We start from the raw sequence: 12,539 nt of genomic DNA, 5'->3' as shown, positions 1-12,539 counted from the left end.
GCAATTCCTGAAACTGCCTGACAACGGCCGGATCAGCGCCGTGGCTTTGAGGTTTGCCAGGTGAATTACCGGCCGTACCCGTGATCCGATCACGACGAGGTGTCCTCGAATCACTACTCCGGGCTATGGGCCCGATGCTCCGCACGTGGCGGGCGTCCGGCGGCGAGCGGTCGCGAGGCTCGCACTCGGTGGAGTCGACGTTCGAGACGGTGATGTCAGCGTGAAACGATGCGGAGGCGTTCACGATGTCCAGGCGCGAGACCCAGCGAATGACAATCGGCGACTTTCTGCTCCGACGTCTGGAAGAGGCTGGAATCAGCCACCTCTTCGGTGTCCCCGGTGACTACAACCTCGAGTTGCTGCACCAACTCGACGACCACAGCTCGTTGGAGTGGGTGGGTAATTGCGGTGAGTTGAATGCGTCGTATGCGGCGGACGGTTATGCGCGGCTGAAGGGTATGGGCGCGCTGCTGGTGACCAATGCGGTCGGCGCCTTGAGTGCGATCAACGGAGTTGCCGGTAGCTACGCCGAGCACGTTCCGGTGGTCTGTATCTGCGGGTCGATTCCGTTGCGGTCCATCGACCGTGGCCTGGGGATGCACCACACGATGGCCGACGGAACCTGGGACCGATTTCTCGGTGCGTTCGCGCAGGTGACCGCCGCGCAGGCCAGGCTGACCCCGTGCAACGCGAGCATCGAGATCGATAGGCTGATCCTCACCGCGTGGCGGGAGAAGCTGCCGGTGTACATGGAGCTGCCCTCCGACATCGCCTACCTCGACATCGAGGTTCCGGCCGAGTCGCTGGTACTCGAGCAGCCGTCCAGCGACCCCGAACGGTTGGAGTCGTGTATCAACGCGATCGTGGGGCGCCTGTCCGCAGCCTCGTCGCCGGCCATTCTGGTGGATCTGGACGCGGACCGATTCGGTGTCGCCGGCGAGGTCATGGAACTGGCCGGGAAGCTGCGGATTCCGGTGGCGGTGAGCAGTACGGCGAAGGCTGTGATCGACGAGACGTTCCCTCATTACGTGGGCGTCTACAACGGCAAGGCGAGTGCGCCGTCGACGCTCGACGCGATACAGGGCAGCGACTGCCTGCTCTGTATCGGCTACCGGCCGATCGAAGTGACCACAGGCGACTTCACGGCTGCGCTGCCCGCCGACGCGATCCACCTGCGCGGACACTCGGCCGATGTCGGCGATTTCAACTATCAGGCAGTGGCCCTCGCGGAAGTTCTCCGCGGTGTCATCGCCGCACTGCCCTACGCCACCGGTCACGCGCAGGTCGCACGCCAGCCCGCGGACGCCGCCCCGCGCGCTCATCTCGACCATGAAGTGGAGCTGACCCAGGCCGCGTACTGGCAGGCCATCCAAAGCTACATCCGGCCCGGGGATGTGCTTCTGGTCGACAACGGAACCTCGTACGCCCTGTTCGGATTGCAGCTTCCGCCGGGATGCACCTTCGTCGGCTCGGTGAATTGGGGGTCGATCGGCTACTCGGTCGCGGCCCTGCTCGGCACGCTCACGGCGGCACCGGAACGGCGTCATCTGCTGTTCGTGGGCGACGGCTCTTTCCAGCTGACCGCCCAGGAACTCTCGACGATCCTGCGCCACGACCACAAGCCGGTGATCTTCCTGATCAACAACGGGGGATACACCATCGAGCGTGGATACCTCGGCAAGACCGAGAGCTACAACGACATCGCCACCTGGGCCTACGCGGCCTTGCCCAAGGTCCTGCGCCCCGACACCACGGCACGCTCGTTCGTCGCCGAGACGCCCGCGGACCTGCACAACGCCCTGGCGGCACCCAACGACAGATTGATCTTCGTCGAATCGATCATGGATCGCTTCGATTCCCCCGCCGCGGTCACCTCCAGCAGCAACAGAGGCGCCGAACTCGACTACGGGCCCCGCGGCCCTCATCACCAGGAAGGCGCCCAGCTGCGGCCCGCGTGATGATGGCTTCGCCGCCGGCCTGATCTGACGCCCGCGCACTCGGCCTGATCGACATCGACGGCGACGAGGCCGGCATCGGCGCCGCCTGAAGGCGGGCGACCACGCTCACCCGGGATTGGTGATCCGGGCCAGGATGATTCCGCCGATGATCATGGACAGTGCCAGCATCCGGCCCGCGCTCACCGGGTCCTTCTGCACGACGATGCCGAGGGCGATCGCGCCGGCCGCGCCGATGCCGGTGAAGATGGCGTACGCAGTGCCCACCGGCAGTGTCTGCATGGCGTGGGACAGCAGGTACACCGCGATCGCCGCGAGTACGAAGCACAGCAGGGTGGGCAGCGGCTTGGTGAAATTCTGGGTCGGTTTGATGGACTGGGACCACGCGATCTCCACCACACCGGCCAAACTCAGGACGAGCCAGTTCATTTCAGTACTCCTTGCCCAGGGTGCGGGCGGTGACGAGCGCGGCGGCGTAGGAGGCGTCGTGCTTGTCGCGTAGGTGGGCAAGTGCCGGGTCCTGGCGCGAGTTCACCAGTTCGGAATTGACGAAAACTGTGTCCTCGACGGCGAAATGGCCGGCGAAGAAGTCGCGCAGATAGCGCTCCTGATAGTCGTAGATCGCCTTCGGCGCGCCCGGTGAGCACGCGCCGCCGCGCGCGGTGACGACCACGAATCGGGTGGGGGCCAGCGACATTCGCGGAAAGGTGATCTGGTCCAGCCATGCCTTGAGGCCGGCCGGAATCGAGTAGTTGTACATCGGCGTGCCGATCAGCACGACATCGGCGGCTCGGAGCTCGGCCAGCAGCGGCTCGACGATCTCCCAGGCCCGCTGCTGGGCGGGGGAATCGACCAGCTCGCCCAGTCGATCGAGGTCGGTGGCGCCGTGGGCCAGCACGCGGTCGCACAGTTCGGTCCAGCCCTCGTCGATGAATGGGATCGGATCGGCGGCCAGGTCGCGGTGGGTGTAGGTGGCGTCGGGGTGTTCGGCACGCCAGGCGGCGGCGAAGGCGGCGCTCAGTTCGCGGCTGATCGAGGTGCGGCGGGCGCTGGCGTCGAGGTGCAGCAGGGTGGTCATTGTCGAGTCTCCGATCAACTGGACAGCATGTCCGTTTACTCCGTCGATGCTAGAACCTAACTGGACAGATTGTCCAGTTGATCCCTCGGGGCTACAGTGAGCTGCATGGACAGCTCCGGCCTCCCACTGCTCAACGACCCGCCCGCGCCCGCCGAGCGCGCCGACGCCGCTCGTAATCGGGCCAAGGTGCTGGCCGCCGCAGCGGCGTTGTTCGCCGGGAGCGACCCGCGCACGGTCACCATGGACGACATCGCCAAGGCTGCCGGGGTCGGGCGGGGCACGCTGTATCGGCGCTATCCGGACGTGAGATCCATTGCCGTCGCCCTGCTCGACGAGCATGAGCGGGCACTGCAGGAGCAGTTGCTGCGCGGCGAACCACCGCTCGGGCCGGGCGCACCGCCCGGTGAACGGCTGGCCGCGTTCTACGCCGCGATGGTCGAATTGCTGGACACCCACGCCCATCTGGTCCTCGGCGCGGAGACCGGCGGCGCGCGGTTCCGCACCGGGGCCTATCAATTCTGGGCGCTGCACGTACGCGCGCTGCTCGCCGAAGCCGGTGTGGCCGAACCTGATTCGCTCGTGGACGCGCTGCTCGCACCGCTCGCCGCCGAGGTGTATCGGCATCAGCGTGAGCGCGGGCTCGGCTCCGAGCAGATCGCCGCGGGGCTGGCACAACTCGCGCGCGGCATCCTGGAGGTGCGGGTGCCGTAGGTCGGTGCGGAGGGAAAATTCACTGCCCGAAGCTCACTCGATGACGGTGACCCCGGCGTCTCGCAACTCGGCCAGTGCTGCCCGGTCGCCCTCGGGATGAGCGTGTACGAAGGCACTGGCTCGGACGAGCACCGTCGCCTCGTAGCCGAGGCGTACCGCATCGCGCGCCGTTGCCGCCACGCACACGTCGGTGGCGATACCGACGACGGTCACCGAGCCGGCCCCGCTGTCGCGGAGCAACCCGGCCAGCGGTCCCAGGCTGCCGCCTCCGTAGGGTTGCTGCGGTTCCAGGACCGGCCCGAGCACGAAGCCGGAGAAACCACCGCGTTTCCCGGGTCCCTTGTCGACGATGGTGCCTCGGACATCCAGGTCGGGATGTAGCGCGGTCCGACGCTGCGGATCACCGTCCGGAAGATCGATCGGGGCGAAGTCTCGGGTGTAGAAGACCGGACGGCCACGCTCGACCGCCTGCGCCACCTGTTGGTTCACGGCTGCGACGACTCGGGGCCCGTCTGGTCCCACCACATCGACGAACAGATTTTGCATATCGACCACGATCAGCGCATCGCTCATGGAACCGACCGTAGAAGCTGAACTATGGTTCAGGTCAAGAGGGTAGTTCGTCGTCGGTGCGACCCATCCGAGCAGGACGACCGGCGGCTACAGGTCCGGCGGGTGACCGACGTGTGTTGCGGGACTTCGGAGTCGTCACGAACGGCAACGTGAGGCTTTGTGACGAACCGTAGTCGCTGCGTCGAAAGCCCTTGTCTGCCATAGGATTTACTTCACCGGGCGGCGAATGCGCGCCCGTCGTGTCTGCACTGTCGGAGGGTCGCCCGTGAGCGCCGCCATTGATGCCACCGGTTCCCGCATCTCGGAAACCCTGCCCCCGTTCGCATTACGTGAACTGACCATCCTCGCCGGCGGCCTGCTCGTGCTGTCGACCGCGCGATTGGGGCGGTACCCGTTGTGGGGGGACGAGTTGTACATGGTCCCGGCGGGGCGGCGGCCGGCGTGGAGTTATGCCGATCAGGGACCGTTGGTGCCGTTGCAGGCTTATCTGTCGGATCTGGTGGCTCCCGGCTCGGCGATGGTGTTGCGACTGCCGGTGGTGGTGTTGACGGTTGCGACGGTTGTGCTCGCGGCGGTGATCGCTCGGGAACTGGGTGGAGGACGGGCCGCGCAGGTGACGGCGGCGCTCGGTTATACGTGCACGCCGTTCGCGGTGCAGCAGTCGGCCGCGCTGAGCACATTCGCCTATGACGCCGCGTTGACGACGCTCGTCTGCTGGCTGGTGATCCGGTGGGTGCGCGCGCGCCGGGATGCGTTGCTGATCGCGGCCGCGCTCGCTTCCGCGGTCGATTTCCAAGTCAAATGGCTGATCCTGGCGGTCTGGGCGTTGCTCGGGCTGGGGGTGCTGGCGTGGGGACCGCGGCAGGTGTTGCGTCGTCCCGCTCTCTGGATCGGCGTTGCGATCCTCGTGGTGTCCATGGTGCCGGCGCTGGTGTGGCAGGCGCGGCACGGCTGGCCGCAGCTCGCCATGGGGGCGGCGATCGAGGGGAGCAGACGACGATGGTCGACGGGCGATTCGCCTCCGCGGTGCGTGAACTCGTGCTGACCACGGGGCCGGGCGGGATTCTGCTGCTGATCGGGATCTGGGCGGTCTTCCGGGCACCGGACCTGCGGTGGGTGCGGTTTCTCCTGCCCCTGGGACTAGTGCCGTTGGCGGCGGTGCTCGTGGCCGGACTGCGTCCGTACTACCTGGGCGACGGGTTCGCGCTCTTCTTCGCCACGGCCGCGGTCCATCTCGTCGGAGACGGGCTGCGGGGCCGGGTCGGCAAGGCGCTCGCGGGCTATTGCGCGGCCGGAATGGTGGTCGTGGTGGCGGCGGTATGTATTCTTCCGCTCCCGCAGTCCTGGCTGCACGGGCCCGCGATCCGCAACGGCGACATGGCGATTCGCGCGCAGTTCTTCGGATTGCGGGGATGGCCGCAACTCGTCGACACCGTCTCCCACGCGGTCGACGCCGTACCGGAGGCGGCGCGGGCCCGCGTGGTGATCGTGACCCAGAACTATTGGCAGGCCAGTGCTCTGGCGGTGCTCGGGTCCGCGGATCTCCCGTCGGTGTACAGCGCGAGCCGGGGTTACGGCTACTTCGGGCCGCCACCGGATTCCGCGACCGTGGTGCTGTACGTCGGCGGTGCAGATCTGCAGCGGGAGTTGCCGGCTCGCTTCACGACCGTCGTCCCGGTGGCTCGTCTCGACGATCCGAGCGGATTCCAAGGGGTGAACTACGGCATCCGGGTGTCGTTGTGTGCCAACCCGATTCGTCCCTGGTCGCAGATCTGGCCCGAAATGATGACGCTGCGCATCGACCACGGCGCCTGAGCCGCGCGTCGCGGCTCAGGCGGAGCGGCGTGACTGTCCCGCCCGATCCAGGGACGTCGATGGGGCCGTCGACGAGGTGCCGCCGCGAGCGATGAGTGCGGAGCGCAGATACCACAGCCCCTGGCTTCGGGAAGGGTCGAAGCCGGTCAATTGCCCGATGCGCCGGAGCCGGTAATCGATGGTATTCGGGTGGATATTCAATTGCCGTGCGGTACGCCGGCGATTCATATCGGTGTGGAAGAAGATATGCAGCGTTCGCAGCAGTTCGGGGTGATCGTCGAGCGGCGCGATACGCGTTTCCAATATTCGGCGGCCGATTCCCGGGCGGGTCAATTGGTATTGCAGCGCGAGGTCGTCGAATTTGTGTAATCCGGGGCCGATTCCGATCGATTCGGTGGTGTCGAGAAGTTCGTGGGTTCGTCGGGCGGCCGCGGGGACGGCGCCGGTGGCGCACCGGGTCATGACCGCGGTGACCGCAGCCGCGGCGTAGTCGGCCACCACCTCGACCGCGCGGTCGAGTTCGGGCTCGCCGCAGACCTCGGCGGGCAGCAGGATCGTTCCGCCGTCGACCGACAGCATCGCCAGTGCGCGGTCCTGGAATTGGCGGGTCAGCGCCGATTGGATGCGGCGCAGCTTGCGTCCGGCGACCACGTGCCGATCGAGACCGGGACGGTTCTCGTCGGGATGCGCGCCCACGTGGACGGCGAGCACGTAGTACTCGTCGGCGATCGGAATGCCGCATTCGCGAGCCACTTTCGAGCTGGCCTGCCCGGCGAGCAGCGCCGAGGTGAGGGTGTGGACTGCGGTGTGGTGGTCGCCGGAGGTGGCCTTCAGTTCGCGCACGTACGCCCTGCTGATGGCGCCGGTGCACAGGTCCGACAGCTCCACCGCGGCGCTCGTCCACGCGATGAGGCGGTCGCAACTCGGCTCGCCCGCGCGTGCGACGACGACCTCGAGGGCTTCGCCGAATCCGACGTGCATCGCGTGTAGCACCTTCTCGATCGGCAGGTCGGCGCGAGCCCATCGAGCGGCCGCGACCTGCAGGAACGCCGCGGGATCGGCGGTGGCGGCCGCGGTTCCACGCTCGCTCGCCCACCGCATGCACACGCGGATCATGGCTTTCACGTCGCCGTCGAGCAGGGGGCGCGGCAGTGCGGTGAAGGGGTGGATTTTCGTGCGCAGATGCGACAGGAGGAGCTCGGCCAGGCGGTCGGCGTCGCCGGCGGTCAGGGCCCCGGGACTCGGGGTGGGCGCGATCGGGGCTCGCGGCGCTGATCGGGTCGTCACAGGTGACCTCCTCGTCACGACTGCGGGGTGGTGTCCGGCCGCCGGCATGCTGCCGTCGTCCAGGATTCGAAGATAATGCGAGTTCTGGCTCACCTTCTACTCGGATTCGCAGACTTTCCTGCTGGTATCTGTTACTGCTCTGAACTGCGTAAACAGCTGCACTGGACGCAGTATCCAGAGCGGTGAACGCACATAACTGTCCGACCGCTCACTTTTGCGCGCGGTTCGATGGACCCTCGCGACCCCGTGGCCGGCGACGCAAGCCCGTGCCGCTCCGAAGCCTGGGGCCGCGCCGGGATCCGCCCGTCCGAAGCGCGGCCGAATCCCGCGCCCGATTGCGACTCGTCGGGCGTAACCGCGCGGGCGACAATGCGTGTCGCGCAGGTAAGCGATGAATTGTCCGTCCGGTCGTCCCGGGATATCGGCACAGTGAAAGAACCGACTGTGTGGAGTCATGGCGCCCCCGGAATTGTTTCGTGAACCCGTGAAGACATCGTCGTAACGGTCGCCGCGCGCTCGATCGTCTCCGTAGCGTTTGCTCGCGAATTCCGGAAACGTCGATCGGCGACTTTCCGGGCAGCGAATTCGACGATGTCAGGAACACCATGAAAAAAAGTCTTCGCCGCAGTTGTACGAGTGCGGCCATTGTCGCGGCGGCCGCCGCACTCACGGTAGGGCTCACCGGCGTCGGCGCCGGCGCCGATCCCGTCGGCGATCAGCAGCAGGAGCAGCAGCTCGCGGAGATGATCACGCACGGGTTGAAGAATCCCTCCGCGCACGCGATCGCCGATTCCGGGAGCTCCGGCACCGGTTCGGCCTGCACCTCGGGCAGCGGCGCCGGATCGGGCAACGGGTCCGGTGACTGTTACGGCGGTTCGGGTTCGAGTTCGGGCTCCTCCGGTGGAACCTCCAGTGACACAGTGGGTTACGGTCCGGCGCAGAGTTCGTTCCTGGCCGCCTTCGGGTACGGGCTGCTGAATCCGGATGTCGCGCCGCCGGGGACCAACGACTGGAATTGCAAACCCACCGCGGCGCATCCGGAGCCGGTGGTGCTGGTGCACGGCACGTGGGAGAACGCCTATGACAACTTCTCCTACATCAGCCAGCCGATCCACGACGCCGGTTACTGCGTGTTCACCTTCAACTACGGCAAGTCGAACCTGATCCAGGGCGGCGGCCTGGGGTCGGTGCTGCCGGGGACCAACGGCACCGGGTACATCCAGGACTCGTCGAAACAGTTGGCGCAGTTCGTCGATCGGGTGCTGGCGGCGACCGGGTCGCAGAAGGTGAATCTGGTCGGCCATTCGCAGGGTGGCGCGATGTCGCGGTGGTATCTGAAGTTCGACGGTGGTGCGGCGAAGGTGCATCACATGATGACCTTCGGCGCCACCAACCACGGCACCTCACTGGACGGCATCGGCGCGCTGGGACGGATGATCAACAATCTCGGCATCGACGTGCTGGGGCTGGTGGAGATCTTCGTCGGCCACGCGGGCATTCAGCAGACGATCGGCTCGGATTTCGTGAACCAGCTCAACGCCGGCGGGGACACGATGCCGGGTGTGGACTACACGGTGGTCGGCAGTCGCTACGACGAGATCACCAACCCCTACGATCTGACGTTCCTGAAGCCCGGCCCGGGTGCGACGGTCGACAACATCACCCTGCAGGACGGATGTGAGCAGGACGTGTCGGATCACCTGACGATGATGTATTCGCCGCGGGTGCTCTCGATCATCCTGCATGCCCTCGATCCTGCTCAGACCCCGGCGCTGACCTGCAGCTTCAACCCGTGGCTGGTGGGTGGCGGCGGCAAGCTCTGACCCCGTGATGCTTGCTCGCCGGTGCGCGGGAGGAGTCGTGGACCTCCCGGCGCACCGGCGGGCATCCTCCGCCGCGGGACCGCGGTGGGTGTTACCGACACTCCCCATCGCAGCCGTCCCATCGCGGCGGCCGTGCCCACCGGGTGGATCGACCACCACCCGGTGGGCATCTCGGCTCTCGATGCCCGCCACCGCGCGGCCGAGGCGTTCGGTGTCGACGACGAACCCGGAGGTACCCATGCGCGACTTGCACTGCTACGCCATCGATCCCACGGTCGGCCGGTTGTTCGGCCGCCACTTCCACGGCGTCCGGCTGCAACCGCTCGAGGACGGATACGGCTGGGTCGTCTACGGGCATCCTCCGGCCAGGAGGATCGTCGCCGCACTCGTCTGCGCGGCGCGGCAACGCGGTTCGTTCGCGGAGTTGCGCGACTGCTGCACCTATATGGATCTGTGCGACGGGATGGAACGCTGGTGGGTGACCGACCTGGCGGCCGACAGCGACGGCTTCCTGTGCTGGTATGCCCGCGACCGGGGCTATCCCGGCGCGGTACCGATCACGACGATCGTGCCGTGAGCCGCCAGCGTGCGATGTCGGCGCCGATGTCGGTGGCCGGGGGTTCGTGGTAGAGCCATTCGCGGGCGAGGCGGTGCCAGTTGTTGGTGGTGTGCAGTTGGCCGAGGACGGCGTAGGTGAACAGGTCGGCGCGGCGGGAGAACACGTGCTCGGGTGGCAGGCGCTGGTGACGCATGCCGCTGAATTCCGCGGCGCGGGGGTCGACGGCGAGTACCACTGCGCTGGTGGCCAATTCGGGTGTGACGGTGATGTCCTCGTCGATCAGATGCCAGCCGGTCGCGGCCCAGATGTAGCCGAGGCATTCGTCGGGTGTGACTCCGGCGTCGGGATCGACGATGCCCTGTGCCACCCAGGCGTGGTAGATATCCTCGGCGCGGTATTCGCCTGCGGCGCAGATGATGTCGCGTTCGAGTTCGACGTCGGCGGGACTCATCGCGGTGTAGAGCCCGAAGTCGACGAAGGCGAGCCGCCCGTCGGAGGCGAGCATGATGTTGCCCGGATGCGGGTCGCCGCAGAACTCGTGGTCGGTGAACAGGGAGGTGATGTAGAAGCGGTAGATCAGCTCCCCGAGGCGGGTGCGGTCGGCGTCGGGCAGGGCGCGCATGTGCCCGAACGGCTCGCCGTCGACCAGTTCGGTGACCAGAACGTTGGGGCCGCAGCAGGATTCGATGCTGTCGGGCACGCTGATATAGGGATGGCCGCGGTAGCGGGTGGCCACGTGGTGCTGGGTGCGGGCCTCGCGGGGGTAGTCGAGTTCGCTGCCGATGTTGCGGGCGATCTCGGCGAGCACCTCTTCGTCGGCGGCGCTGGGCAGGACCGCCTTCCAGAGGCGGCTGATCAACATCAGATTGCGCATATCGGCTTCGACCGCGCGGTCGACACCGGGATATTTGACCTTGACCGCGACCGCTCGTCCGTCGCGCAGCCGGGCGCGGTAGACCTGCCCGATGGAGGCGGCGGCGATCGGGGTCTCGTCGAAGTCGGCGAAGATGCGCGCCATCGGGCCGAGGTCGTTCTCGATCACCGTGCGCATGGCGGAGAACGGGAACGCCGGCGCCTGATCGCGCAGTTGCGCGAGTTTGGTGCGGAACATCTCGCGTTGTTCTTCCGGCAGCAGATCGAGATCGAGCACCGACAACATCTGCCCGAGCTTCATCGCGGCGCCCTTCATGCCGCCGAGCACGGTGACCAGTTGCTGGGCGGCCTGCATCGCCGAGCGTTCACTCAAGCGCCGGCGGGCCTCTTCGGTGCGGCCCACCATCGACAGCCGGGAGCCGACCCCGCGCAGCGCCTGTCCCGCGGCGAGCCGGCCCATCTTGCTGCCGCGCGAGATGCGGCCGTGGGGGACCCGATTGCTCACTGCTCGACCTCCATCGCTTCGGACCTGGCGCGTGCCGCTCACCGCACCGGACCGATGTGGGGGCGAGGCGAGGCCAAGCTACCGGCCCGCCCGCGAGTGTTCGGCCGTCCGGCTCCACTCGCGTGAATATCACGAAAATCCGGCGCCGAAGTCGGAACAGCACACAGACCGCGGACGAGTGCTGCGAAAAAAAGAGGTTTGGGCTCGCGTGAGGGGGGTTGTATACGAGTGTGAGGTACGGCGGTGACGAGGAGATGAGTGTCTTGGTGGATGACAGCGGCTTGAGCGTCGAGGTCGACCGGACCGGCGGCGCGCTCGTCATATCGGCGCACGGTGATGTCGACGCGATGACGGCCGATCAACTGCAGAGTGTGCTGGACCGGATGAGCGAGGCATTCGAGGACGCCGATCAGGCCGCGCCGGTGATCGATCTGTCCGGGGTGGGTTTCCTGGGATCGGCCGGGCTGAGTGTGCTGCACGCGGCGGCGACCACGGTGACTCCCCGCCGGTTGCGCGTGGTCGCATCGGGTGCGGCCAAACGCGTCATCCAGGTCACCGGTCTGGATCGGATGGTCTCGGTGTACGACGATCTGCCCAGCGCAGGTGTGGTCGCTGGGTGATCTGACACCGGGTGAGCCGACAGCAGAACGCCGCCGGGTGGCATTCCCGGCGGCGTCCGTATCTGGTCGACGTCCCACAAGCGCCTCTCGGCGAGTGGTCGCTCGTAGCGACTGAAGGGTGCGGCCCGGGGCTGTTCGGACGTCGACAGGGGGTTCAACCGCGATACCCGGCGCGCTATTTCCGTCCCGGCCTGTGACGTGGCCCACCAGTGTCGACGGGCCGTTCGGCGAGGTCGTTCCCGGACTCGCGCGCTGCCTCGACTCGTTGTTCGCGGGCGGCCGCGCGATCGTGTGCCGCCGCCGCGCGATGGAAGTCGGCGTCCCGGCGGGACCGGTCGGCGCGATCGGCGGACGTCGAGTCCTTGCCGGGCGCCGAGTTCTTGCCGAATGCCGAGCGGTGGCCGTACGCAGAAGCCTTGTCCGCAGCGGCCTTGTCGTAGGCGGCGGCTGCGCGATCGTGGGCACGTGCCGCGGCCTCGTGCCGATCCGCGGCCGCGCGATGCGCGCTTTCCGCATGCTCGAGTGCCTGTCGAGCTCGTTCGGCCGCCCTGTCCACGTCCTTGCGGGTGATCGGTCGTCCGGCGCTCAGCTCCGCCTGCCGCGCGGCCAGCTCCTCGGCCCGCTCGGCCGCCTGCGCGGCACGCTCGCCCGCGCGCCGGGCGGCAGACTCGCTCATGCACCACACCTTATTCCTGCGTGGCGACCTTGTACCGGCAACGTTGCGCGGGTCCGCCGCGAGG

Annotated in this window: 13 protein-coding genes; 7 read left to right on the top strand and 6 right to left on the bottom strand. The window is 67.4% G+C overall.

Annotation, left to right across the window (positions count from 1 at the left end; translation table 11 throughout):
• The first annotated feature begins 245 nt into the window (after positions 1-245).
• Entirely contained in the window at positions 246-1,958 is a 1,713-nt protein-coding gene (locus AC5592_RS25115) for an alpha-keto acid decarboxylase family protein (RefSeq protein ID WP_063920378.1), read from the top strand.
• A gap of 105 nt (positions 1,959-2,063) precedes the next feature.
• On the opposite strand, the gene AC5592_RS25110 is transcribed toward AC5592_RS25115, so the two are convergent.
• Positions 2,064-2,384 (bottom strand): DMT family transporter, encoded by a 321-nt coding sequence (locus tag AC5592_RS25110; protein ID WP_063065599.1) that lies wholly within the window; start codon positions 2,382-2,384, stop codon positions 2,064-2,066.
• A gap of 1 nt (position 2,385) precedes the next feature.
• The gene (locus AC5592_RS25105) at positions 2,386-3,033 is read right to left on the bottom strand and encodes an FMN-dependent NADH-azoreductase (RefSeq protein ID WP_063065598.1); all 648 of its coding nucleotides are present in this window, start codon (positions 3,031-3,033) and stop codon (positions 2,386-2,388) included.
• 105 nt (positions 3,034-3,138) lie between these two features.
• Between AC5592_RS25105 and AC5592_RS25100 the strand changes: the two genes are divergently transcribed.
• Positions 3,139-3,744 (top strand): TetR/AcrR family transcriptional regulator, encoded by a 606-nt coding sequence (locus AC5592_RS25100; protein WP_063065597.1) that lies wholly within the window; start codon positions 3,139-3,141, stop codon positions 3,742-3,744.
• 33 nt (positions 3,745-3,777) lie between these two features.
• On the opposite strand, the gene AC5592_RS25095 is transcribed toward AC5592_RS25100, so the two are convergent.
• On the bottom strand, positions 3,778-4,317 hold the full coding sequence (locus tag AC5592_RS25095; protein ID WP_063065596.1) for a cysteine hydrolase family protein: 540 nt from the start codon (positions 4,315-4,317) through the stop codon (positions 3,778-3,780).
• 265 nt (positions 4,318-4,582) lie between these two features.
• Between AC5592_RS25095 and AC5592_RS25090 the strand changes: the two genes are divergently transcribed.
• Together AC5592_RS25090 and AC5592_RS25085 are read left to right on the top strand one after the other, a co-directional pair.
• The gene (locus AC5592_RS25090) at positions 4,583-5,362 is read left to right on the top strand and encodes a glycosyltransferase family 39 protein (protein ID WP_063065595.1); all 780 of its coding nucleotides are present in this window, start codon (positions 4,583-4,585) and stop codon (positions 5,360-5,362) included.
• Complete coding sequence (locus AC5592_RS25085; protein WP_063065594.1) at positions 5,317-6,132, top strand: hypothetical protein; 816 nt, start codon at positions 5,317-5,319, stop codon at positions 6,130-6,132. Before AC5592_RS25090 ends, AC5592_RS25085 begins: the two co-directional genes overlap by 46 nt.
• Before the next feature lie 15 nt (positions 6,133-6,147).
• Here the strand turns inward: AC5592_RS25085 and AC5592_RS25080 are convergent, their stop codons facing one another.
• Complete coding sequence (locus AC5592_RS25080) at positions 6,148-7,419, bottom strand: PucR family transcriptional regulator (RefSeq protein WP_232329538.1); 1,272 nt, start codon at positions 7,417-7,419, stop codon at positions 6,148-6,150.
• A gap of 605 nt (positions 7,420-8,024) precedes the next feature.
• On the opposite strand from AC5592_RS25080, the gene AC5592_RS25075 reads away from it, so the two are divergent.
• Together AC5592_RS25075 and AC5592_RS25070 are read left to right on the top strand one after the other, a co-directional pair.
• The gene (locus tag AC5592_RS25075; protein ID WP_036511346.1) at positions 8,025-9,242 is read left to right on the top strand and encodes an esterase/lipase family protein; all 1,218 of its coding nucleotides are present in this window, start codon (positions 8,025-8,027) and stop codon (positions 9,240-9,242) included.
• A gap of 238 nt (positions 9,243-9,480) precedes the next feature.
• The gene (locus AC5592_RS25070) at positions 9,481-9,819 is read left to right on the top strand and encodes a hypothetical protein (protein ID WP_157122171.1); all 339 of its coding nucleotides are present in this window, start codon (positions 9,481-9,483) and stop codon (positions 9,817-9,819) included.
• On the opposite strand, the gene AC5592_RS25065 is transcribed toward AC5592_RS25070, so the two are convergent.
• Entirely contained in the window at positions 9,800-11,179 is a 1,380-nt protein-coding gene (locus AC5592_RS25065; protein WP_036511340.1) for an ABC1 kinase family protein, read from the bottom strand. The genes AC5592_RS25070 and AC5592_RS25065 overlap by 20 nt on opposite strands.
• Before the next feature lie 254 nt (positions 11,180-11,433).
• Between AC5592_RS25065 and AC5592_RS25060 the strand changes: the two genes are divergently transcribed.
• Entirely contained in the window at positions 11,434-11,799 is a 366-nt protein-coding gene (locus AC5592_RS25060; RefSeq protein WP_036511337.1) for an STAS domain-containing protein, read from the top strand.
• 175 nt (positions 11,800-11,974) lie between these two features.
• Here the strand turns inward: AC5592_RS25060 and AC5592_RS25055 are convergent, their stop codons facing one another.
• A complete protein-coding gene (locus tag AC5592_RS25055) occupies positions 11,975-12,475 on the bottom strand; it encodes a hypothetical protein (RefSeq protein WP_063065592.1) in 501 nt (166 codons plus the stop codon).
• Positions 12,476-12,539 lie beyond the last annotated feature (64 nt).

The organism is Nocardia violaceofusca NBRC 14427, from assembly GCF_963869435.1.
Classification (GTDB): domain Bacteria; phylum Actinomycetota; class Actinomycetes; order Mycobacteriales; family Mycobacteriaceae; genus Nocardia; species Nocardia aobensis.
Note: the sequence above shows the minus strand (reverse complement) of the source record. Positions and strands in the feature narration are given on the sequence as shown.